This is a genomic window from Paraburkholderia sp. 22099, assembly GCF_052045835.1.
Lineage (GTDB): Bacteria > Pseudomonadota > Gammaproteobacteria > Burkholderiales > Burkholderiaceae > Paraburkholderia > Paraburkholderia terricola.
Map to the genome: position 1 here is coordinate 185,466 of NZ_JBQEPU010000002.1, position 21,270 is coordinate 206,735.

A 21,270-nucleotide genomic window follows, 5' to 3' on the forward strand; every position below is an offset into this window, starting at 1 on the left:
GCGCCCGCTGGCTACTCGCCGCTCCACTCCTCGTCGATACCTTTGAGGATCTTGCCGATCGTCGCGCCCGAAAAACCGCGCGACGCCAGAAAACGCGCCTGCTTCGCGCGTTCGGCGGGCGTTTCGGGAAGCTGGCCGAATTTCTTTTGCCAAACGGCCCGAGCTCGCGCGAGTTCGGTTTCGCGCAATTGCGCGCCGGCTTCCTCGACGAGCGCCGGGTCGACCGCGTGTTGCTTCAATTCGCCGACGATCCGGCTCGCGCCCAACCGCGACGAGCGCCGATGAACCAGACTTTCGGCGAAGCGTGAATCGGACAGCCAGTTTTCCGTTTCCAGTGAATCGAGCAAGGTGTCGAGCGAATCGGTTTCCTCGACGAACGGTTTCAGCTTGCGCGCGAGCTCGGCGCGGCTGTATTCACGGCGAGACAAATAGCCGAGCGCGCGCCCTTTTAGCGAACGGGCCGGGCGTTGGGATTTCTTCGTTTCGTCTTGATCCGGCTTCGCTTCGCCAGGCGCGCGACGCGAGCGGGTGTAGGTGGTTTCGGTGACTGAAGCGGCTTCAGAAGAACCCGAGGGGCTTCCGGAAGGATCAGAAGTAACACGTGGGAAGGAGTCAAACTGCGCGCGCCGCGAGCGACGGCCCGCGGCGCGATCATGTGCGTCGAACGATTCGGACGGGTCGAACGGATCGTTCGAATCGCCGTTACCGTCACGCGGGCCGCCCGCGTTGCGTCCAGCATTGGACAACGGCCGGCCCTTGCGTATCACGTGATGGTTACTCTTCTTCGCCCGCGACTTCGGCGCCCGCCCCGGTCACTGCTTCGGCCATGGCGTTCACACCCAGCGATTCGCGGATACGGTTTTCAATTTCACGAGCGATATCAGGATTCTCGCGCAGGAATTCGCGCGCGTTGTCCTTGCCCTGACCGATACGTTCGCCGCTGTAGCTGTACCAGGCACCGGCCTTGTCGACGATCTTCGCCTGCACGCCGAGGTCGATGATCTCGCCCTGGCGCGAGATACCCTCGCCATACAGAATGTCGAAAATCGCTTCGCGGAACGGCGGCGCCACCTTGTTCTTGACGACCTTCACGCGCGTTTCATTGCCGATCACTTCGTCGTTCTTCTTGATCGAACCGATGCGGCGAATGTCCAGGCGCACCGACGCGTAGAACTTCAGCGCATTGCCGCCCGTGGTGGTTTCCGGATTGCCGAACATCACGCCGATCTTCATGCGGATCTGGTTGATGAAGATCACGAGGCAGTTCGTGCGCTTGATCGTGCCGGTGAGCTTGCGCAGCGCCTGTGACATCAGGCGCGCTTGCAGACCTGGCAGCGAGTCGCCCATTTCGCCTTCGATTTCGGCCTTCGGCACGAGGGCCGCGACCGAATCGATCACGATCATGTCGATCGAGCCCGAGCGCACCAGCGCGTCGGCGATTTCGAGCGCCTGCTCGCCGGTGTCCGGCTGGGAGACCAGCAGGTCGTTCACATTTACGCCGAGCTTGCCCGCGTACTGAATATCCAGCGCGTGTTCCGCGTCGATAAACGCCGCCGTGCCGCCGATCTTCTGCATTTCGGCGATGACCTGCAGCGTCAGCGTGGTTTTACCGGATGACTCCGGGCCATAGATTTCGACCACACGGCCACGCGGCAAACCGCCGACGCCCAGTGCGATGTCGAGACCGAGCGATCCGGTTGAGACCACCTGGATGTCTTCGACTGCCTCACCTGCGCCGAGCCGCATGACCGACCCTTTGCCGAACTGCTTTTCGATCTGCGCGAGTGCGGCAGCGAGTGCCTTGCTCTTTTCAGCAGTCAGTCCAGCCGAGCCTTTCTTGCTTTCTTCCATGAATCGTCCTTTGCTATGATGAACGGCGTCTGAGGCAGGTGCGCAGCGCGTTTTCAACGAACGGCGCACGAAACCCAGACACTGTATAAAAAAACAGTGGTTTTGGCAAGCACGATTCCATGCGAACGCGCATATTTACTCTCGCGCTACCCCACCACCCACAATAATTTTCGGAGACCGCTGTGCGCCGCGGGGACACCCAAGGTGCCGGCAAGGCCAAAGCTGGCGCACCATGCGAATTCTGATTGCCGAAGACGACAGCATACTCGCGGACGGTCTGGTTCGATCACTCCGCCAATCGGCCTATGCCGTCGATCACGTGAAGAGCGGCGTCGAGGCCGACACCGCCCTGTCGATGCAAACCTTCGACCTGCTGATCCTCGATCTCGGCCTGCCGCGCATGTCCGGACTCGAGGTGCTGCGCCGACTGCGCGCGCGCAATTCGAACCTGCCGGTGTTGATCCTGACCGCCGCGGACAGCGTCGACGAACGCGTCAAGGGCCTCGACCTCGGCGCCGACGACTACATGGCCAAACCCTTCGCGCTGAACGAACTCGAGGCGCGCGTGCGGGCGCTGACCCGGCGCGGCGCGGGCGGCGGCCCGACCGTCGTGCGGCACGGCTCGCTGTCGTTCGACCAGGTTGGCCGCATCGCCTATGTCAACGAACAGGTGATCGACCTGTCGGCGCGCGAGCTGGGCTTGCTCGAGGTGCTGCTGCAGCGCATCGGCCGCCTGGTCTCGAAAGAACAACTTGTCGACCATCTGTGCGAATGGGGCGAGGAGGTCAGCAACAACGCGATCGAAGTCTACGTGCACCGGCTGCGCAAGAAGATCGAGCCGAGCGGCGTGCGCATCATCACTGTGCGGGGCCTGGGATATTGCCTCGAGAAGGCGGCGTCGCCCGCGAACGTGAACGCCCACGCCGGCGAGAGCGAGGGCGCGCCGCCGCCCCCCGCCGGGCCCGAACCCGAGCCGCCGTCGGGCCCGATGCCGGCGAGCCACCATTTCAAATAGGGAACGCCCCATGGCCGCTCGCGCAGATCGCCCCACGGCGCACGCGGCGGACCTCGACGAAGCGCGCGACGAGCGGTACGCCAATCCGTTCGCCCCGCCCGACGAGACCGAAGCCGCCGCCGCGGCGCGCCCGCGCTCGCTATTCGGCGAGATTCTCGACTGGATGCTGGCGCCGCTCCTGCTGCTGTGGCCGATGAGCCTCGCCGTCACCTATCTGGTCGCCAAGTCGATCGCCAACGGGCCGTTCGACCGCGCGCTCGAAACCGACGCCTATGTGCTCGCGCGCCAGATTCATCCGGTGAATGGCGTGGCGGAGCTGTCGCTGCCCGATTCCACGCGCGATTTTCTACGCACCGACAATGTCGACAGCCTGTTCTATCAGGTGCTCGGCACGCGCGGCGAACTGGTCGGCGGCGAGCGCGACATGCCGTTGCCGCACGAGGACGATCGCCCGCCGCCCGGCCTCGTCGAATTCCGCGACGACGTGCTGCACGGCAACGACATCCGCGTCGCCTATACGACCGTCGAGTTTCCGCAGACGCCCGGCGCGCAGCCGGTGCTGGTGCAGGTCGCCGAAACGCTCGACAAGCGCAGCCAGCTCGCCAACGACATCATCAAGGGCGTGATCCTGCCGCAGTTCGTGATCCTGCCGCTCGCGATCCTGCTGGTGTGGTTCGGCCTGTCGCGCGGACTCGCGCCGCTGCATGCGCTGCAGGACCACATCCGCGCGCGCCGCCCCGACGATCTGTCGCCGCTGGAAGCACGCCGCGCGCCGCCCGAGATCGAGCCGCTGGTCACGTCGTTCAACGATCTGCTCACGCGCCTCGAACAGAACATGGAATTGCAGAAGCGCTTCATCGCCGATGCCGCGCATCAGATGAAAACGCCGCTGGCCGGCCTGCGCACCCAGGCGGAACTGGCGTTGCGCCAGGACGTCTCGGCGGAAGTTCATCGCTCGCTCGAACAGATCGCCACCAGTTCCGAGCACGCGGCGCGGCTCGTCACGCAGTTGCTGGCGCTGGCGCGCGCCGAGAACCGCATGTCGGGGCAGATTTTCACCACCGTGGAGGTCACCGAGGTCGCGCGCCATGCCGTGCGCGACTGGGTTCAAGCCGCGCTCGCCAAGCAGATGGACCTCGGTTACGAAGCGCCCGAGGAACCGGTCGAAGTGGACGGCAATCCGGTGATGCTGCGCGAAATGCTGTCGAATCTGATCGACAACGCGATCCGCTACACCCCGGCGGGCGGGCGCATTACCGTGAGGGTGCGGCATGAAGCGGCAGCGCGGCGCGTCCATCTCGAAGTCGAGGACACCGGCATGGGCATTCCGGCGGCCGAGCGCTCGCGGGTGATCGAGCGCTTCTACCGGATTCTCGGCCGCGAAGGCGACGGCAGCGGCCTTGGGCTTGCGATCGTCCGCGAGATCGCCACGATGCACGGCGGCGAACTGACGATCGAGGACAACGTCTATCAAACCTCGCCGCGGCTTGCCGGAACGCTGGTGCGTGTCAGCTTGCAAGCGCACGAACCGGCACGGGACTTACCCTAACGCTGCCTGAACGCCGAACCGGACGGCGGCAATTATTGAGACGCGTTAGCCGCGCGTTTGCGTGTTTTAGACCAATATTGAACGGCGTTAGCCAAAATTCGCCGCATGAACGACGCAACCCTGTTCACCCCGCCACGTCAGTAGCCCGTAAGTTTCCATTCCAATAATCGGTTCCACGGGGACGCCTTGCCGGCGAACCGCGTGCATATCAATATTGGAGACGACATATGGCTACCGTTGGCGGGCAACTCTCGCATACGCCGATGACGCGAGAAGAGAAGCGGGTGATCTTCGCATCGTCGCTGGGTACGATTTTCGAGTGGTACGACTTCTATCTGGCCGGTTCGCTCGCGGCTTTCATCAGCAAGAGCTTTTTCTCCGGCGTCAATCCGACCGCCGCCTTCATTTTCACGCTTCTCAGCTTTGCCGCGGGTTTCGCGGTGCGGCCGTTCGGCGCGATCGTGTTCGGGCGCCTCGGCGATATGGTCGGGCGCAAGTACACGTTCCTCGTCACGATCGTGATCATGGGTCTGTCGACGTTCCTCGTCGGCTTCCTGCCCGGCTACGCGGCGATCGGCATGGCTTCGCCAGTGATCTTCATCGCGATGCGCATGCTCCAGGGTCTCGCGCTCGGCGGCGAATACGGCGGTGCCGCCACTTACGTCGCAGAACATGCGCCGGCGGGACGCCGCGGCTTCTACACCGCATGGATCCAGACCACCGCCACGCTCGGCCTGTTCCTGTCGCTGTTGGTGATTCTCGGCGTGCGCACGGCGATGGGCGAGGACGCGTTCGGCGTATGGGGCTGGCGCATTCCGTTTATCGCGTCGATCGCGCTGCTGGCCGTGTCGGTGTGGATTCGCTTGCAACTGCATGAGTCGCCGGTGTTCGAGCGCATCAAGGCCGAAGGCAAGACCTCCAAGGCGCCGCTCTCGGAAGCATTCGGCCAGTGGAAGAACCTGAAGGTCGTGATCCTCGCGCTGATCGGCCTGACAGCCGGCCAGGCCGTGGTCTGGTACACGGGTCAGTTCTACACCCTGTTCTTCCTGACGCAGACGCTGAAGGTCGACGGCGCGAGCGCCAACATCCTGATCGCGATCGCTCTCCTCATCGGCACGCCGTTCTTTCTGTTTTTCGGCTCGCTGTCGGATCGCATCGGCCGCAAGCCGATTATCATGGCGGGGTTGCTGATCGCCGCGTGCACGTACTTCCCGCTGTTCAAGGCGCTCACGCATTACGCGAATCCGGCGCTGGAAACCGCCACGCTGAAATCGCCGATCGTCGTGATCGCGAATCCGGACGAATGCTCGTTCCAGTTCAACCCGGTCGGCACGGCGAAGTTCACGAGTTCGTGCGACATCGCCAAGAGCGCGCTCTCGAAGTCGGGCTTGAACTACGAGAACGTCGCGGCGCCGGCGGGCGCGCTCGCGCAGATCAAGGTCGGCGACACGGTGATCAACACGTATGACGGCAAAGCCGCCGACGCCAAGGAGCAAGGCAAGACGTTCGACAAGACGCTCGCGACGACGCTGAAGACGGCCGGCTATCCGCCGAAGGCCGATCCTTCGCAGATCAACTGGCCGATGACCGTGGCGATCCTGACGATCCTCGTGATCTACGTGACGATGGTGTACGGGCCGATTGCGGCGATGCTGGTCGAGATGTTCCCGACGCGCATTCGCTATACGTCGATGTCGCTGCCGTATCACATCGGCAATGGCTGGTTCGGGGGCTTCCTGCCGGCGACCGCGTTCGCGATCGTCGCGGCGAAGGGCAACATTTACTCGGGGTTGTGGTATCCGATCGTGATCGCGCTCATTACGTTCGTGATCGGCATTCTGTTCGTCAAGGAGACCAAGGACTCGGACATCTACGCGAGAGACTGAACACGGGGTGTCCGGGGCTGCTTTGAAAAAGTAGCGCGCCGGGGGTTGACAGCCTCCGGCGCTATCCCCATAATCTCGCTTCTTTCGGCGAATTAGCTCAGTTGGTTAGAGCGACGGAATCATAATCCGCAGGTCCGGGGTTCGAGTCCCTGATTCGCCACCAGTGTTATCAAAGGGTTAGCTTCGGCTAACCCTTTGTCATTTCTGGCGACTGTCAACGAAGTGTCAACCCCGTTTGACACTGACGACGCAACGGTCAGTAGGCTTGCTGGCGGTCTTCCCCTTATAATCAGAGCGAAGGCCATGCCATGGACAAGACCGAACTCATCCAATTTCGAATCGACGCTTTTACGCCGGACACTCTCCCGATGTCGCGGCTGGCGGAGTATTTGGGTCAGCTTGCCGACCTACTCGGCAGTCACGAGCACGTGCATTTCACGAGCGTGAAAAAGGGAAGTGCGATTCCGCAAGCCAAGGTCGACTATCCAGCGATACCTAAGGTCCAAGCACGCCTGCAACTTGCACACTCAGTAGACGCACCGGATGACATTCGGAAGCCGTTTGAGGCGATCAATCGCCTCCTGAAGGCAGACAATGCGAAGGCGACGCTGAAGGCGGGGAACATTGTCTACATTAAGTTTCTCGGCCGTGACATTCCCGATGAAAAGCCGTACCGGTTACGTGAAGCCGGCTGTCTAGACGGCACTGTCATTCGAATTGGCGGCACGGACCGCACGATACCCGTGTGGCTGCAGTCGCTGGACGAACAGACGATCTACAAGGGAATCGAGACAACGCCGGAGACGGCAAGAGCGCTTGTTGCCCATTACCTTGGCAAGCCAGTTCGCGTTCACGGGCAAGGAGTTTGGGAGCGCTCAAGCGAAGGTGGCTGGAATCTAATGAGCTTTCATATCGCGCATTTTGAGGAGCTTGATGACACGCCCGCTGACGAGGTGTTCGCCAAGCTCGCGTCGCATCCGGGAAACGGATGGGCGGGACTCGATGACCCGATAAAAGAACACCAAAGGATCCGGGGAAGCGATTAATGGTCGTATTTGATGCTGGAATTCTCATCAGTCTCCTGACGCCTCGCACAACAGAGCGACACAAAAAAGAGCGCTTGGATTTTCTCGTGCAGACTCTCCGTCAAGCGCGGACTAAGATCCTTATTCCTACGCCAGCGTTGTCGGAGTTGCTTGTCCACGCTCCCGATCTGGCGGACGAATTCAGTCGATCATCGGTTTTTGAAGTTGTGCCGTTTGACCAACGCGCAGCGATCGAGTGTTCGCTTAGTATTCGGGCGGCGCTATCTTCCGGCAACAAGAAGGGGAAGCAAAACGCGGTTTGGAGTAAGGTCAAATTCGATCACCAAATTGTGGCGATTGCGCGCAGCCGTGTTGCAACGTGTATTTACTCAGACGACAAGGGGCTGCGTAATTTTGCCCGTTCTGTCGGAATGAATGCCGTGTCTTCGGATGAACTGCCTGAGGATCCGTCCAGAGCGCAAGGCCAACTCGACCTCGGCGTCCAGACGTAGGTACGTAGGGCGATTCTCGCATGCGAGAATCCTGTCGGGCTACGTAACCAGCAATCCGTTTCAGGCATCCTCAACTTCGAACTGTCGAAGTGGGTTCAGCATCTTAGCCTCCTGCAAATGCTCCGGGGCAAGGTGCGCGTAACGCATCGTCATCGTCAGGCTTTGGTGGCCAAGAATGCGCTGCAACGTCAAAATGTTTCCTCCATTCATCATGAAGTGGCTAGCGAACGTGTGGCGTAGCGCGTGGGTCATTTGGCCGTCTGGCAGCGAGATTCCCGCTCGTGCTATGCCTTCTCGAAAGGCCGACCACGCGTAGCCGAATATCCGCTCGCCGTTGCCGTTTTCACGGTAGTGCTCTTGCATCTGTTGGGCGAGTTCGTCAGATATCGGCACTGCTCGGACCCTTCCTGACTTCGTTCTTGCAAACTGGATTAGCCCATTTCTGAATTGTGAGATTCGCATTTCTTCGACCTCACTCCATCGCGCTCCGGTCGCGAGGCATACTTTGGTGATCAACCGAACGTGCGGGTGACGGGCGTCCGCTAGCGCGGCTAACAAGGCTCTTATCTGGCTAGTGGTGAGATAGCTCAGTTCGGATTCTTGTATCTTAAATTGACGTATCTTTGCCAGCGGGTTTTCGCGCGTCCACGCTCCGAGCCAGGTCAGCTCGTTGAACATGGCGCTCATGTAGGCCTGTTCTCGGTTCAAGTTGTTCGCGGTGATTCCCGCTGCGAGTCGTTTGGTCCGGTATTCCGCAAAGACTTCCGCGGTGAAACGATCTGCAACTGGGTCACCCATGGCAGTCGCCATAGCCTTCAGTCGGCGTAATGTATCGCCGGCCGAACGAAGTCCTGAGCCATGATGGGAAAACCACAGCGCAATCAACTCGGAGAGCTTGCGCGTGTCTCTCCGTTCCGGCGTCCAATCGGACTTCTGGTTAATTTGTGTGGTAAGCCAAGCCTCCCACGCTTTCGCCTCGGCTTGCGTTTTGAATGTTTTCCGGAAGCGCTTCCCTCCCCGTCCTCCTGGTTGCAAATCTGCCAACCATCCAGCATCAGTCTTTTTGATCGCCATCAGTCCTTCCATCTGCCGTCGCGTTGCTCGCGGTACTCATGGACCAGCCGGAGTAATGCGGCCTCATCATGGTTGTAGCGAATCAGGTCGAGTATGGCTTCGAGCTCCGGTGACTGACCGATCTCATAGTCGTATTGCCGAATGCGGGACACGCGATGGCGCCCGAGCAGCCCAAAGCGATGGCTGATGCGATCTCAACGTTTGCAAAGCGAGTCAACCAATAACGCGACGCTTGGCGCCGGGGCAGCGAAGCGGCCCAGGCGTCTCGCGAAAGAACAAGGGAAAAGCAATCAGGTGCTAACCAACGTTGCAGGTGCGGACTGCTGGCGACGTCTGTTCTAATCGGCAGCAAAGACCACGGCTGCGGTATCGCCGACTTCCGTGAAGCTTCGGACAAAGCGATAGGCTTGGCTATCGATATGAATCTGGTTCCCGCCCGAGGAGGTTAGCTCGAGCATGTCGTTTGCAAGCGAAGTTGCGATCGTGCCAATCTGCTTCAGGTCCTCGGGCAAACCTGCTGGGTCGCCCAAATAGACGGTACACGCATCGACCGTGTGTCGCATCATCACGATGCTTGTCGCGCTATCGAGTGCGCGCTCAAGATACCCGGCGAGAATTCGCAGCGATTCCGGCACGTCTGCGCCATAAGCGTTCGCTAAGCCAATATCGTCTGTCACTTTGAACTCCTTCGGCCGTTTGGGCCATGTGAGCGGCTCGTGTCTTTTTTCCACTGACAGGCGGGTGGCCCGCTTCCGTCCTAACCGACAGTGATGCAGCGCATGGCTCGGCTGCCAGTCAGGCTTACATCTCACCGGGACCGTGCATCATCCGATGATGACTGCGGCGGCGTCGTGTTCATGCGAGCATACGTGATCCGCGTCCCCGCTCGGAATCACGCAGCGGCGGTACGGCCCCGCGCTATTCGCGTCGGCGCGATTCGCCATGCGAGAACATCCGCCGCTGTGCGGTTGGAGACTTCGAGCCAGTCACGACCCGCCTTTGTACGTTTCAACGAAGCTCGCGAGGTCTGCCCAGTTCGGTGACGATAGCAGCTCCGGATGGTCCTGTTGCACCTTTAGCGCGACGCGACGAAAGGCCTGTGCGCATGCAGAGAAGCCAGTCGATCGTGAGACAGAAGACGCACCCACGTGCGCCGTTCGTGGTAAGCCAATCGTAAACCCGCGACTGCTCCGGAAGAAAACCAGACATGTTGTCGCTAATCGCACGCTCGCCTGCCATTGCCATCAAGCGATTGGCCTGGGTGCCCGTCGGGAGCGGCGCAAACCAGCTATCGCAAACGGTGAAATTCCTTGCGAAAAATCATAAACAGGCAGCGCGTCGGCGGTGTAATAGCCCATCACCATCGATAGGTCGGCCGGTGGTGGGTTCGTGTCGCGTAGACGTATCCGTCGTATTGCGAATGCTACTTGCGGATGTGGATCTGACGAAGAACGTCCGAGAACATGTCGCTCGCCGCTGACCGTGAGAGATTTACGCCTTGCGCTCGAATTCCCATAGTGCCGGCTGTTGACGGAGAGTCCCATTCCGGTCCGGGGCGAAAACATCTGGCATACGCTCTCCCTGGCGCACTAGCACGCCGGGGACATTGTGGCCTTGTGCCTTCCAGATACCGGTTTCGGGGCAAATCTGACCGGTACGTACTGTCACAGGCCCAGTGTCCAGCGAGGTCGGCTGGGACTGTTGGCGTGCATCGAAATCCCGTGCGAAGTCAACGAGGTCCTTCGGGTAGGCGACGTGGTCGCGAAAAGGCGAGTCGTCGAGTTCGAGAAGATATGCTGCCGCGGCAGCCTCCATCGCCCAATAGCCAACGTAGCTCCCACCAGTTTCGGACTGGTTCAGATGGCCATCTCGGTAGCCGGGAGCATCCTTCAAGGCTGGATACCAGTCTTCAAGATATGCCGAGATATCTGCAATGCTTTCGCCGTCTGTATCGCGATAGAAGCTGTTGATGAGAGTGCGATACGGTTTATCCTGAAACCACTTATCCACGTCGAATCTTCCGTCGATACCATAGGCGAGAAGGTCCTCGTACAAGGTATCTTGAGCGCAATACGACGGGTCCAACATCCCGGCTATTCGCGGCAACAGATCTCGCCGATGGAGAAGGTGACACAAGCCGATTAATTGCATGGCCTGTTCATAGTCTCCAATTTCGCCAAACATGAACGGGGGAGACGTCGAATCATCATCGGCAATGCGCCGCAACGCCGTGTACTCTTCGTATGCGCCCACGACATCTTCCAGTTCCGTCCGCATTGGCTGAATGTTTTCGCCGCCGGTGTATCGGAGCAGTAACCCTCTGAACCTGTCCGAGGCGCGCGACCAAGCTGCACCCGCGCGCCGCTCCGGCTCAGTCCCATTGGCAGGAAGTGTGCGGCTCCAGTAATCGACCGATTCTCTGAGGAAGTCCTTCAACCAGCGAAAGTACCCTTCACTCAGAAAGCGCTGTCGTCGACTTGTCGAAAAATCATTCATACGCGCACTCACAAAGTTCTCTTGTTAACCGCTATCGCTTTCCGCTTGACCGCAACTGCAACTTCCTCGTCACGATAGTGGTGCGTTGCGGGGACGTCGTGGTCATGATGCCCGTGCTCGTCGCCCTGAATCAACGCAGTTTCGTGGGCAACCGCGCTGGGCAGGTAAAACGGGACATAGAGGATATGCCGTGCATATCCTGACGACTGAATATCCCTCGACAGTACATCGCCCACCGCGCTGGACAAATTCCGACGAATCCAGTCATCGCTCATCTGTACGATGACACCACCGCCGCGACCATCTGGCGTTGTGTTGCCAACCCGGTCTGTCGGCGCGGGAGTCTGCTTACCGTGAGGACGTTTTCCGCCCGACGGCTTGCCGGACGCGGCAGAAGCGGCGGATGCTGTCTGCGCCGCCGGCGGCTCCAGCAACTCCTCCGCGTCGGGACGCACCACATCCTTTACACGAGACATGGCGGTTCCAAGCTTCGGCGTGATGTTCCGCTTGCCGTCCGGATTCTTTAATGGCCGGTCTACCTTGGATGACTTCGCCTCGACAATGGCATAGGGCTTGCCCTCGTTGGTCGCCGGTTTCGCTCGCCAGACTCCGTCGATGCCTTTGCCTCGAGGGCGCAGGTCAAAGAGCTTGTTCAGCTTGCCGTGGTCATTCAACTTACCTGGCGTCTCGGCGGCAGGTTCGCGCGACCACCGGCCCATCAGTCCCTGGTCATGCGTTTCCCAGTCGCTACCCCATCCCAGAGTCTCATAGCAATAATAGTCAGCAATATGCTCGCCGAGGATGCCGGTGACTCCGTTTGTGATGTCGGCCACCGCGAGCTTTGCGTTCACCACACCCGGACCCGACGATGACGATGGCCGGTTATGCCCCTCTTCAGCCTCGACCCCCACTTTCCCCGGCTTGTCAGTTTCCTTGCGACGCTCGAGCGTCGTCTGCGCCGACGAGTTCGGCTGCTTCTTCTTCCAATGAAGGAGCTTGCGCTCGAGGAACTGCGTCAGCCAGTACGGCAGGTTAGTTTCCACCCATAGGAGCGCCTGCCTGAACGTAGCCTGCGCCGCGACCGGCATCTCCCTGAACAACCAGGATTTCTCGATGTGCTCACGCGCACCGGTCAGTACGGTCTTCAGGCCCGACGCGTCGAACAGCTTGTCGACCAGTTCTTCCGGGCCCGTGTGAACGCCCGCGCGCTGCAGCACCAGCCGGAGGACATCGAAGAGCAGCGGTCCGTAGATGTCGGACTTGTGATTGACGAGGCGGAAGGTGCGCTTCACGCCGGCGCCGACCACCGGCACCCATCCGACCACGGCAAACACGAGGTCGATGCCCGCCTCGACCTTGACCATCTCGTCGGTGCTGTCACGACTGTTCCACACTGTCCAGACACTCTCGCTCGTGTCGTACACGTTCTGTGCGACGTAGAAGAGCGGAAACGCATTCGAAGCCATCGACAGGCCAATCTGCTCGACCGCGTCCTCGATCGCCTGTTGGTCGTTATCGCTCATTGCACGTCCGGCCGGCCAGAGAAACGGTTAAAAAGACTTGCGAGATTCTCGTGAGTGATTCCGTCATGGCCCGCTGCGTGGAGTTCCTTCAGAACGTCGTCCGGCGCAAGCTCCGTTGCCGCCGGAAGCGGTGCCCGGGTGAAGGGACGCGCATCCTCACCGAAGAATGCCTTCACGGGGCCCGGCGGTACATCGTGCAGCACTGCATAGCCATTCGCATCGAGCTTGCCGGACATCACCCCACCGTTTTCGAACATCACCTTGTACGGCGCATTCGGTACGGGTTTCAGCGAATCGTCGGCGAGATTCAGTTCAAGCCTGTTGTGCAAGTCCCCCTTCGGCAGCACAGGCATGTCGTAATTGCCCTGCGTCGGACCATTGAACGAATGCTGGCTACCCTTGATGTCAATCTTTCCGGGGGCGTGAATTTCGATGTTTCCGCCCGAGATGCGGATGTAAGCGCCGCCCGAAGTCAGCAGGATGTCCTGCTTCGCCGCCATTTCGATTTTTTCGGTCGCGGACAAGAGCTTGACCGTCTTCTGCGCGGTCAACTCGACATTGTCGGCATGGGCCCGAATCTCGACCTTGCCCTTCGCGGCAAAGAGCTTCATCCCAGCATGCTGTGCAAAAAGACTGATGCGCTCGGCAACGCTCGCGATAAGCGACTTGCCGGTCGCAATATGAGCGCTCTGGCCGCTCACGATATTCAGTTGCTCGTCAGCAGTGATATGGGCGGTTTGCTGCGTCGACAGGGCGATGCCGGCCGGGCTGGCGAACAGCATGACAGGTTGCCTGAACGCATTCGCATTGCCGGTGCCGCCGCCTGCCGTCCGGCCGCCCGATGTCGCGCCCGACACGCTGTCCTGCGTGGCTTCGGTAAATGCCTTCAGCGCATCGCGCCCATCCTTCAGGCTTGCAGCTTGATGGGTGGTGCTTGCATCCGACAATGCTTCGAGCACGCTTTCCGCGTTAACCAACTGCTGTTGCGCCTGCCGCGCTTCGATCTGCTGAACCGCGCTCCCCGTGCCGGGGTGCGTCGAGACATACAGCCCTTTTGCTGCCCGGATGGCGCCGTAGGCGTCGGACTTCAGGTCGAAGCCGCTGCCGACATAGCCGCCCCGCGTATTTCCGGTCTGCTCGATGAGATAGCCCAGATGCAGGTGTGCGTTGGTACTCGACGAATATAGGCGGACGCGATTCTGGCCGGTCGCGTCATCCATGACTATCTCGTTGTAACCGCTACCCTGGTATTCTTTCGACCGGTAGCCTGAGAGCAGTCCGTTCGAGTGCCATTGCGGCCTGGTCGCACCGTTGTACACGCGTCCTGTCACAATCGGGCGGTCGCAGTCGCCCCCGACCCAGTCGATGACGACCTCCTCGCCAATGCGCGGAATGTGGACGGCGCCATATCCGCCACCGGTGTCCGAATAGGCCGCCCGCACCCAGCAAGATGCTTTCTCATCGCCATCGTTCAGGCGGTCCCAGTGCATTCGCACCTTGATGCGATTCAACGAGTCGGTATAAACCTCCTCGTTCGCTGGCCCGACCACGGTTGCCGTCTGCAGATACATAGCCGGCTTACGGTGTTCGAGGGGACTGTGAAACGGCACGGCGCGGCGTTGGGCTTCGATTTCGACCAGGAAGAATCCCTCGCTGCCGTCCGCATGAGGCACGAGATGCGAATCCGTCGTCGCGGTCTTGACGGCCCGCTTCGTCTCAAGCTCCCGCTTCAGGTTATGCGGGAAATCCGGTGTTTGGCTGGACACCGGCAAGTTGTTCTCGATGAACCACGCGGTCGCGATAACGACGAACTGCCGGTCCTCCTCACTATCCCGGTCGTGTTCCGGATGGTCGGTCAGTTCGAACCAGCGGCCGGCATCCGCCCGCCGCAACCCACCGACGCCGTAAAAACGCTTTGCCCGCGATTCCCATTCCTCCATGCGGATTTTGGAGAGCTGGTCGCCACGCTGCTGCTCACCGTAGGTATACGCGCCCGTGTATTCGTATACTTCGGCCTGCTGCGGCAGGTTGCCCTGATTGTCCAGCGTGGGAACACTCGTACCTTTCGGGTTCCCGGAGGTCGGCGGTGACCTGTAATCGAACGTGCGAGTCGTCAGCGTCGTACTCTGCAGAGCGCGCGTGCCGCTCCACTGCACCAACGCGTCCGCCTCGCCGCCTGTGCCGGCCCGATAAAACGGCACGCTCTGCGGTGATAACGCCGGCAACGAAAACACTCGGTCGGTGATAACGAGCATATGCGACTTGCCGTCCGCCGCCTGCTCGAAATAACCGTACAGACCCTCGGACTCCATCAGGCGATGAACGAAGTTCCAGTCGTCTTCATACTGGACACAGAACGAGCGCGAAGGAAGCTGCGTTTGCAGGTCGAAGCGGAATGCGCCTTGTGCCTGCGGATGGCCGTTGAATACTTCGATCAGAATGTCTTCAGCGGTCTTTTCCTGAAATATGCGTGCGTCTTTCCGGAATCGCAGCAAATGCAACCACGAAGAGAAAACCAGTTGGTAGCCGACAAGGCCGCCGTCAGACCCAAGCCGCCGTGCGGTATGCACATAACCGTGGTGAGGCAGATAAGTCTTGTCGGTCTGTTGAATCCAGAGCGTGACAGACTGGGCAATGAGCGTTTTCAGTTCAAGCGAATCGCGCAATGAGACCACATCGACCGTAAATTCAAAGTTTCGGCCGATACGCGACTTGCCAATAACCCGTTGAGGCGCCAGAACGTCGGCGCCAAGGGGCGTGTCCAGCCTCAGCAGCCTTTCGGTTTGATTGATGCCCGCGTTGATTGCCGCGGCAAGATCCTGCGCACCCATCTTTCTGGTCTCCGGAAAGTTCAAATCTCGAAGCGTCCGAAATCATATGATGAACGCGAATATCGCACAATACTGCGTGTGCCGCGCTCCGAGTGACACGTGAATTACATATTCCAGCCAATATTCATTTGCTCCATCGGTAGCTTCCAGAAAAGCCGTTTCACGAACGTGACGCCCACTAAATTACATATGTATTCATGCAATCAGCGCCTTCAGATTGTTAAATATTGCAATTCGAGGCTCCGCTTTTCGTTATCGCTTCATACTGCCTTCGTTTCCAGTTTGGCATTAGCCAAAGGCTGCGCAAATTGAAAACGGAAACAGCGAACACGGATTTCAAGGACCAGCACGGGAATCAATCGAATTTCGCCGTTTATACAAAATGAATAGAAAGAGGAAGGGAATTCGTTGCGCGTCCAATAGGACATCCGCAAAGGCCACGCTTTTACCCGCGACGCTGGAGTCCGTCCGTTCGGTTTCGCTACGCAATCACCTGGCGCTCGCGGCATTGCGTGCAGGCGACGGAAACGGACACCTGCTCAGCGACCTGATACACGTGCTGTACATGGCCTGGTACCTACGGGAGGCCGGCTTCGGAACCGCCGACCACGCACTGTTTCACGAAGCTGCCGAGGCGCTCGAGCGCAGCGCGGCGCGAGCGACAGCAGCCGATGTCTGGCAGGTTAGCCCGGACGATGCGGCAAGTCTGGAACGGCTGCTGGCGCTCCATGACCAGCAGTTGGCGAGTACGCCTGTCGGCGTCATGCTCGGCGCACAAAGGCGGCTATTGCGATTCGCAACGAGTGACCGGAAAACGCCTTGGCACGACGCGGGGCCGTGACCAGCGAGGACGATCCCGTAGCGCTCACGCGCGGCTCTGCAGAAACGCTGCGGACACCGCGCGCGGAGTCCGACGAACTGACATCACTACAGCCGGCGAAGACACCTAACCAAATCGAGGCGACGCTAGAGCCGTCCCTGAAACCGATTGTAAAACCAGGCGCAACGGCTACCCGAAGCTGCTATCTTGAGAACGATGGTAGCCGCGAAGCCAAGCCGGACAAGGGTCACCGGCCATCTGCCGCGAGTCCCTGATTCGCCACCAGTTGCAAGAAAAAGCCGCTGATCCGCAAGGTTCAGCGGCTTTCCTGTTTTGGCCTTCCAAACAGCAACTTCAAGGAGGTTTCTTGATGACGTTCCGCACTGCCGCGCTTGCCGCGGCCACCGCTTCCATCGCGCTCGCAGGCAGCGCTTGCGCGCTTACGGCTCACGCGCAGACGCCGTCCGACAGCCAATGGCGTCCGAGTTCGATGACACTCCCCACCTTGCTGCAGAACGGCTACCGCATCGTTGCGGTCGTCAACGGTGCGCAAGGCGCTGCCGGTCCGGCCGATACGATCTTCGTTCAGCGCGACCAGAGCGCCTTCAAATGTATCGACTCACAGCAGCCGGACGCCAAGGCGAAACCGTCGTCGACGCCGCCAGGGTGCTTCGAACTGGTGCCGCCGTCGGGAGCGGCCGCGGCTTCCGAAGCAAAGTAAGCGCGTCAGTGCGTGAGCGGCGCAAGAGCGGTTGCGCGCTCAACCCACGCTCGCGCTCCGCTCAACCTTCCGCAAGCCGAGACTCACGCCTCGATCCGCCCGCGCGTTACGCCGAGCAAACCCGCCATCGCCTCGCGCGCCGCGGCGGCGTCGCGATCGCGAATGGCCTCGAACACCGCCGTATGTTCACTCAGCGACGCATTGAACACCGCCGCGCGCTTGGCATTCAGGCGTAACTGCGCTTCGAGCGTGCGCTCGATCAGCGTGCCGAGCGGGATCAGCAATTCGTTGCTGCACGCGATCAGCACGCTCAAATGAAATTGCAGATCGGCACGCACCCATTCGTCGACGTTGCGCGCCGCCACCATCGCCGCATGAGCCGCCGCGAGCGCATTGAAAGCCTCGTCAGTGCGCGACGCCGCCGCGAGCGCCGCCGCATACGGCTCGATCATCTCGCGCATCTCCTGCAATTTGAGCGCGAAGGCAACGGGCTCGGCGACTCGCGAGTACCAGTCGAGTACATCGACATCGAGCAGATTCCACGCGTGCTTCGGCCGCACGCGCGTGCCGACCCGCGGACGCGATTCGATCAGTCCTTTCGAGGTCAGCGTGCGCAGCGCCTCGCGCAACACCGTGCGGCTCACACCGAAGGTGTCCATCAATTCCGCTTCGCGCGGCAGGATCGAATCGGGCGCGTAGTCGCCGCGCAAAATCGCGGTCGCCAGCATATGGGCAACGCGCCCATGCAGATCGTGCTGAATAGGTTTCTCCAAACGGCCTTGCGGCTCTATCGACATCGGCAGGCGGAGCGTTCGAGATCAGCCGGCACTTCGAGGCTCACCAGCACTGCTTCGGCCCGGTGCGTGCCGCAACGACCAGCGCTTCGCCACTATGTGGCAAATAGTACTATTAATAGTACTGACGCGCGCTTTTGTTGTAGCATGTGGATCCCCCGAATCGTCAGCAGACGCGCAAGCCGCAAGGAGACGCACACCATGAAAATCACCAAGCTCGAAACCTTCATCGTTCCGCCGCGCTGGTGCTTCCTGAAGATCGAGACCGACGAAGGCATCGTCGGCTGGGGCGAGCCGGTGGTCGAAGGCCGCGCGCATACGGTCGCGGCAGCCGTCGAGGAACTGTCCGACTATCTGATCGGCAAGGATCCGCTGCTGATCGAAGACCACTGGCAGGTCATGTACCGCGCGGGCTTCTACCGCGGCGGCCCGATCACGATGAGCGCGATTGCCGGCGTCGACCAGGCGCTGTGGGACATCAAGGGCAAGCATCACGGCGTGCCGGTTCATGCGCTGCTCGGCGGCCAGGTGCGCGACAGGATCAAGGTGTATTCGTGGATCGGCGGCGACCGGCCGAGCGACGTCGCGAACAACGCGCGCGCCGTGGTCGAACGCGGCTTCAAGGCGGTGAAGATGAACGGCTCGGAAGAGCTGCAGATCATCGACACCTTCGACAAGGTGCAAGGCGTGATCAACAACGTCGCGGCGGTGCGCGAGGCGGTGGGGCCGAACATCGGCATCGGCGTGGACTTCCATGGCCGCGTGCATAAGCCGATGGCCAAGGTGCTGGCGCAGGAACTCGATCCGTACAAGCTGCTCTTCATCGAAGAGCCGGTGCTCTCGGAAAACGCGGAAGCATTGCGCGACATCGTCAATCAGACCAACACGCCGATCGCGCTGGGTGAACGCCTGTATTCCCGCTGGGACTTCAAGCACATTCTGGCGGGCGGCTACGTCGACATCATCCAGCCGGACGCGTCGCACGCGGGCGGCATTACCGAGTGCCGCAAGATCGCGTCGATGGCCGAAGCCTACGACGTCGCGCTCGCGCTGCATTGCCCGCTCGGCCCGATTGCATTGGCCACCTGTCTGCAGATCGACGCGGTGAGCTACAACGCGTTCATCCAGGAGCAGAGCCTCGGCATCCACTACAACCAGGGCAACGATTTGCTCGACTACATCAAGAATCCGGAAGTCTTCAAATACGAAGACGGTTTCGTGTCGATTCCGCAAGGCCCCGGTCTCGGCATCGAAGTGAACGAAGAGAAGGTGCGCGAGATGGCGAAGGTCGGGCACCGCTGGCGCAACCCGGTGTGGCGCCACGAAGATGGCAGCGTCGCCGAATGGTGATTGCGTGAAGCAACGCCGCCCGCGGGCGGCGTTGTCGTATTAGCGGGCACGTTACGGTGACGGGACGCACGCGCGGCGACCGTCACGCGACACGCCGCAACACGGGTCGGAACACGTGTTTTTCCGGCCGTTCCGCCGCGCGGCCCCTGCTCCGCAGAGCTTTACGCAACAAAGGCCCTTACATCGCGATCGGCCCGGCCTCAGCCCAGCGCGGCAAACGCCGGCACGCTATGCGACAACGCCGCCGCCGCGACGAACACGCCTATGATCGCCAGCGCTTCCAGATACAGGATGTTTGCGAAAGTATGCGCGTCGATTGTCGCGGCCGTGCGACGCAGGCGCGGCAGCGCCACGAAGCGGTTGAGCCCGCCGAGCACGAGCGCCAGCGCGACAAGCGCAAGCTTGAGCATCAGCACGTGACCCCACGCGCTGAATTCGAGCGCTTCGAATGAGCCGCCCGACCCGCGCACCGCATTGAATACGCCTGAAAACAGCACGAGCACGACCGCCACCACCGAGACATTCGACATCTGCGTCGCCGTGCGGATCAGCATTCCTCGCGCGGTCGACGTGCCGAGCGCGGGCATCACCGAAAGCCCGCCCGCCATCGCGAGCCCGCCCCACACGCTCGTCACGAGCACGTGCAGTGTTTGCATGGCGATTGCCGCGGATGCGAGCCCGGCGTCGGCCGCATGACCGAGCGATGCCTTGCCCGCCGCGATCGCGACCACCGCGAACCACAGCAGCGCATTGCGCAGCATGCCCGTATGACCCGCCATCGCCGTGCCGAGCAATACGAGGGCACCCGCGAACGCAACAATCCAGCCATATCCGACATGCGTTTGCGTGAGCACCGTCGGCACCACGCCGATCGCGGCAGCCAGCCCCACACCGCTCATCGAGGCCGCCTGATACAGCAGCCAGCCCAGATCCGCGAGCACCAGCACGACGGTGGCCGTCAACATCGCCCGTTGGGCGCGCAACCAGCCTGGCCGCGCGGGTGCGATCTTGGCTTGGGCATCTTTCGCGAGCCAGGCGCCGAACAACGCCGACCCGATGGCAAACGCAAACGCGACGTTCATGAGCGCGGCCATGGCGACCTGCCCGATCCAGAGTCCGTCCATGCTCATTTGACGGTAAACGCAAAGTCGCCCTGGGTACGGTGGCCGTCCGTGGCGACCGCCGTCCAATGCACCGCGTAGCGGCCCGCGCTCAACTGCGGCAGCGGCAGGTGCAAGACCTTCGCATCCTGGCTGTCGACCTGCGACGCAGCCGGTGCGGCCGACTTGCCGCTCGCGTCGGCGAGCGCAATCTTGCTGAAAGCCGGTTCGAGCGGCTCGGTGAAGCGGATCGTCACTTGCGTGGGCGCGGCCACTTCGGCGTTCGCCGCCGGCTCGCTCGACACCAGATGCGCATGCGCGAAAGCCGTGGACGTCGCAAGCAGCGCCGTGGCGCCGAGCGTCAACACAAGCAGCCTCGGGCGGGAGAAATTGGATAGCTTCATGTAAGGCCGATAGCGGATAAACAGGAAAACGATGGAGGCGGAACCAGCGCGGTCTGAGTCACGGGGACGCCTGCGAGCCCGCAAGTGTACGCTTCGATGCCGCCCTCGCGGCTCGGTTCAACCTGCTTTATCACGCGAGACGCCGGGTACAACGCCGGCGTCCGCGATCGCGCGGATTGATGCGGGACAACGTCAAATTCATCCTGATCCGACACTGCGCGTCAAACTGTCGCACGACTGTGAGGACTGGAACCTTCTCTAATGTGGCAAATAGTCACCATCAGCCTTCGATGATAGAATGCTGCGTCGCCGCAGCGCC

Annotated in this window: 18 protein-coding genes, 1 tRNA gene and 1 pseudogene; 9 read left to right on the plus strand and 11 right to left on the minus strand. The window is 61.0% G+C overall.

Annotation, left to right across the window (positions count from 1 at the left end):
* Positions 1-11: 11 nt before the first annotated feature.
* On the minus strand, positions 12-767 hold the full coding sequence (gene recX / locus ACTJLC_RS03090) for a recombination regulator RecX (protein WP_310129893.1): 756 nt from the start codon (positions 765-767) through the stop codon (positions 12-14).
* Positions 768-774: 7 nt separating this feature from the next.
* On the minus strand, positions 775-1,851 hold the full coding sequence (gene recA / locus ACTJLC_RS03095) for a recombinase RecA (protein WP_073429048.1): 1,077 nt from the start codon (positions 1,849-1,851) through the stop codon (positions 775-777).
* A gap of 232 nt (positions 1,852-2,083) precedes the next feature.
* Here recA and ACTJLC_RS03100 point away from each other — a divergent pair, with 232 nt between their 5' ends.
* The 6 genes from ACTJLC_RS03100 to ACTJLC_RS03125 all read left to right on the plus strand — a co-directional run bounded on the left by ACTJLC_RS03100 (position 2,084) and on the right by ACTJLC_RS03125 (position 7,838).
* On the plus strand, positions 2,084-2,866 hold the full coding sequence (locus tag ACTJLC_RS03100; RefSeq protein ID WP_073429049.1) for a response regulator transcription factor: 783 nt from the start codon (positions 2,084-2,086) through the stop codon (positions 2,864-2,866).
* A 10-nt stretch (positions 2,867-2,876) separates the two neighbouring features.
* Positions 2,877-4,415 carry a sensor histidine kinase gene (locus ACTJLC_RS03105; protein ID WP_073429050.1) on the plus strand — a complete coding sequence of 513 codons (1,539 nt, stop codon included), beginning with the start codon at positions 2,877-2,879 and terminating at the stop codon, positions 4,413-4,415.
* A gap of 227 nt (positions 4,416-4,642) precedes the next feature.
* Positions 4,643-6,301, plus strand: coding sequence for an MFS transporter (locus tag ACTJLC_RS03110; RefSeq protein ID WP_073429051.1), 1,659 nt, complete (start codon positions 4,643-4,645; stop codon positions 6,299-6,301).
* 86 nt (positions 6,302-6,387) lie between these two features.
* Positions 6,388-6,464 (plus strand) — tRNA-Met (locus ACTJLC_RS03115).
* Positions 6,465-6,609: 145 nt separating this feature from the next.
* Positions 6,610-7,347 (plus strand): MFS transporter, encoded by a 738-nt coding sequence (locus ACTJLC_RS03120; RefSeq protein WP_310129889.1) that lies wholly within the window; start codon positions 6,610-6,612, stop codon positions 7,345-7,347.
* Complete coding sequence (locus tag ACTJLC_RS03125; RefSeq protein WP_310129887.1) at positions 7,347-7,838, plus strand: hypothetical protein; 492 nt, start codon at positions 7,347-7,349, stop codon at positions 7,836-7,838. Before ACTJLC_RS03120 ends, ACTJLC_RS03125 begins: the two co-directional genes overlap by 1 nt.
* A gap of 60 nt (positions 7,839-7,898) precedes the next feature.
* Here ACTJLC_RS03125 and ACTJLC_RS03130 read toward each other — a convergent pair whose 3' ends face one another.
* The 6 genes and pseudogenes from ACTJLC_RS03130 to ACTJLC_RS03155 all read right to left on the minus strand — a co-directional run bounded on the left by ACTJLC_RS03130 (position 7,899) and on the right by ACTJLC_RS03155 (position 15,762).
* Entirely contained in the window at positions 7,899-8,912 is a 1,014-nt protein-coding gene (locus ACTJLC_RS03130; RefSeq protein ID WP_440843248.1) for a phage integrase, read from the minus strand.
* 338 nt (positions 8,913-9,250) lie between these two features.
* On the minus strand, positions 9,251-9,589 hold the full coding sequence (locus tag ACTJLC_RS03135) for a hypothetical protein (RefSeq protein ID WP_114163158.1): 339 nt from the start codon (positions 9,587-9,589) through the stop codon (positions 9,251-9,253).
* 331 nt (positions 9,590-9,920) lie between these two features.
* Positions 9,921-10,184 (minus strand): annotated as a pseudogene (locus ACTJLC_RS03140) (hypothetical protein); the annotation flags it as partial.
* A 219-nt stretch (positions 10,185-10,403) separates the two neighbouring features.
* The gene (locus ACTJLC_RS03145; RefSeq protein WP_310131800.1) at positions 10,404-11,408 is read right to left on the minus strand and encodes a PoNe immunity protein domain-containing protein; all 1,005 of its coding nucleotides are present in this window, start codon (positions 11,406-11,408) and stop codon (positions 10,404-10,406) included.
* Between the two features lie 8 nt (positions 11,409-11,416).
* A complete protein-coding gene (locus ACTJLC_RS03150) occupies positions 11,417-12,931 on the minus strand; it encodes a hypothetical protein (protein ID WP_440843249.1) in 1,515 nt (504 codons plus the stop codon).
* Entirely contained in the window at positions 12,928-15,762 is a 2,835-nt protein-coding gene (locus ACTJLC_RS03155; RefSeq protein WP_310131795.1) for a type VI secretion system Vgr family protein, read from the minus strand. The genes ACTJLC_RS03150 and ACTJLC_RS03155 overlap by 4 nt, the downstream gene beginning before the upstream one ends.
* Before the next feature lie 508 nt (positions 15,763-16,270).
* Between ACTJLC_RS03155 and ACTJLC_RS03160 the strand changes: the two genes are divergently transcribed.
* Complete coding sequence (locus tag ACTJLC_RS03160; RefSeq protein ID WP_083083217.1) at positions 16,271-16,603, plus strand: hypothetical protein; 333 nt, start codon at positions 16,271-16,273, stop codon at positions 16,601-16,603.
* 349 nt (positions 16,604-16,952) lie between these two features.
* Positions 16,953-17,303, plus strand: coding sequence for a hypothetical protein (locus ACTJLC_RS03165; protein WP_310121073.1), 351 nt, complete (start codon positions 16,953-16,955; stop codon positions 17,301-17,303).
* Between the two features lie 83 nt (positions 17,304-17,386).
* On the opposite strand, the gene ACTJLC_RS03170 is transcribed toward ACTJLC_RS03165, so the two are convergent.
* Complete coding sequence (locus tag ACTJLC_RS03170; protein WP_310131791.1) at positions 17,387-18,100, minus strand: FadR/GntR family transcriptional regulator; 714 nt, start codon at positions 18,098-18,100, stop codon at positions 17,387-17,389.
* A 198-nt stretch (positions 18,101-18,298) separates the two neighbouring features.
* Between ACTJLC_RS03170 and dgoD the strand changes: the two genes are divergently transcribed.
* Positions 18,299-19,447 (plus strand): galactonate dehydratase, encoded by a 1,149-nt coding sequence (gene dgoD, locus ACTJLC_RS03175; protein ID WP_310131789.1) that lies wholly within the window; start codon positions 18,299-18,301, stop codon positions 19,445-19,447.
* Positions 19,448-19,647: 200 nt separating this feature from the next.
* Here dgoD and ACTJLC_RS03180 read toward each other — a convergent pair whose 3' ends face one another.
* Complete coding sequence (locus tag ACTJLC_RS03180; RefSeq protein WP_440843250.1) at positions 19,648-20,577, minus strand: CopD family protein; 930 nt, start codon at positions 20,575-20,577, stop codon at positions 19,648-19,650.
* Positions 20,574-20,951: a copper homeostasis periplasmic binding protein CopC gene (gene copC, locus ACTJLC_RS03185; protein ID WP_073429061.1), complete on the minus strand. Its 378-nt coding sequence runs from the start codon at positions 20,949-20,951 to the stop codon at positions 20,574-20,576. The genes ACTJLC_RS03180 and copC overlap by 4 nt, the downstream gene beginning before the upstream one ends.
* Positions 20,952-21,270: the final 319 nt, after the last annotated feature.

Coding starts and splice junctions, on each gene's coding strand:
- recA (WP_073429048.1), bottom strand. CDS start 1,851: ATGGAAGAAAGCAAGAAAGGCTCGGCTGGACTGACTGCTGAAAAGAGC.
- ACTJLC_RS03100 (WP_073429049.1), top strand. CDS start 2,084: ATGCGAATTCTGATTGCCGAAGACGACAGCATACTCGCGGACGGTCTG.
- ACTJLC_RS03105 (WP_073429050.1), top strand. CDS start 2,877: ATGGCCGCTCGCGCAGATCGCCCCACGGCGCACGCGGCGGACCTCGAC.
- ACTJLC_RS03110 (WP_073429051.1), top strand. CDS start 4,643: ATGGCTACCGTTGGCGGGCAACTCTCGCATACGCCGATGACGCGAGAA.
- ACTJLC_RS03120 (WP_310129889.1), top strand. CDS start 6,610: ATGGACAAGACCGAACTCATCCAATTTCGAATCGACGCTTTTACGCCG.
- ACTJLC_RS03125 (WP_310129887.1), top strand. CDS start 7,347: ATGGTCGTATTTGATGCTGGAATTCTCATCAGTCTCCTGACGCCTCGC.
- ACTJLC_RS03130 (WP_440843248.1), bottom strand. CDS start 8,912: ATGGCGATCAAAAAGACTGATGCTGGATGGTTGGCAGATTTGCAACCA.
- ACTJLC_RS03145 (WP_310131800.1), bottom strand. CDS start 11,408: ATGAATGATTTTTCGACAAGTCGACGACAGCGCTTTCTGAGTGAAGGG.
- ACTJLC_RS03150 (WP_440843249.1), bottom strand. CDS start 12,931: ATGAGCGATAACGACCAACAGGCGATCGAGGACGCGGTCGAGCAGATT.
- ACTJLC_RS03155 (WP_310131795.1), bottom strand. CDS start 15,762: ATGGGTGCGCAGGATCTTGCCGCGGCAATCAACGCGGGCATCAATCAA.
- ACTJLC_RS03165 (WP_310121073.1), top strand. CDS start 16,953: ATGACGTTCCGCACTGCCGCGCTTGCCGCGGCCACCGCTTCCATCGCG.
- ACTJLC_RS03170 (WP_310131791.1), bottom strand. CDS start 18,100: ATGTCGATAGAGCCGCAAGGCCGTTTGGAGAAACCTATTCAGCACGAT.
- dgoD (WP_310131789.1), top strand. CDS start 18,299: ATGAAAATCACCAAGCTCGAAACCTTCATCGTTCCGCCGCGCTGGTGC.
- ACTJLC_RS03180 (WP_440843250.1), bottom strand. CDS start 20,577: ATGAGCATGGACGGACTCTGGATCGGGCAGGTCGCCATGGCCGCGCTC.
- copC (WP_073429061.1), bottom strand. CDS start 20,951: ATGAAGCTATCCAATTTCTCCCGCCCGAGGCTGCTTGTGTTGACGCTC.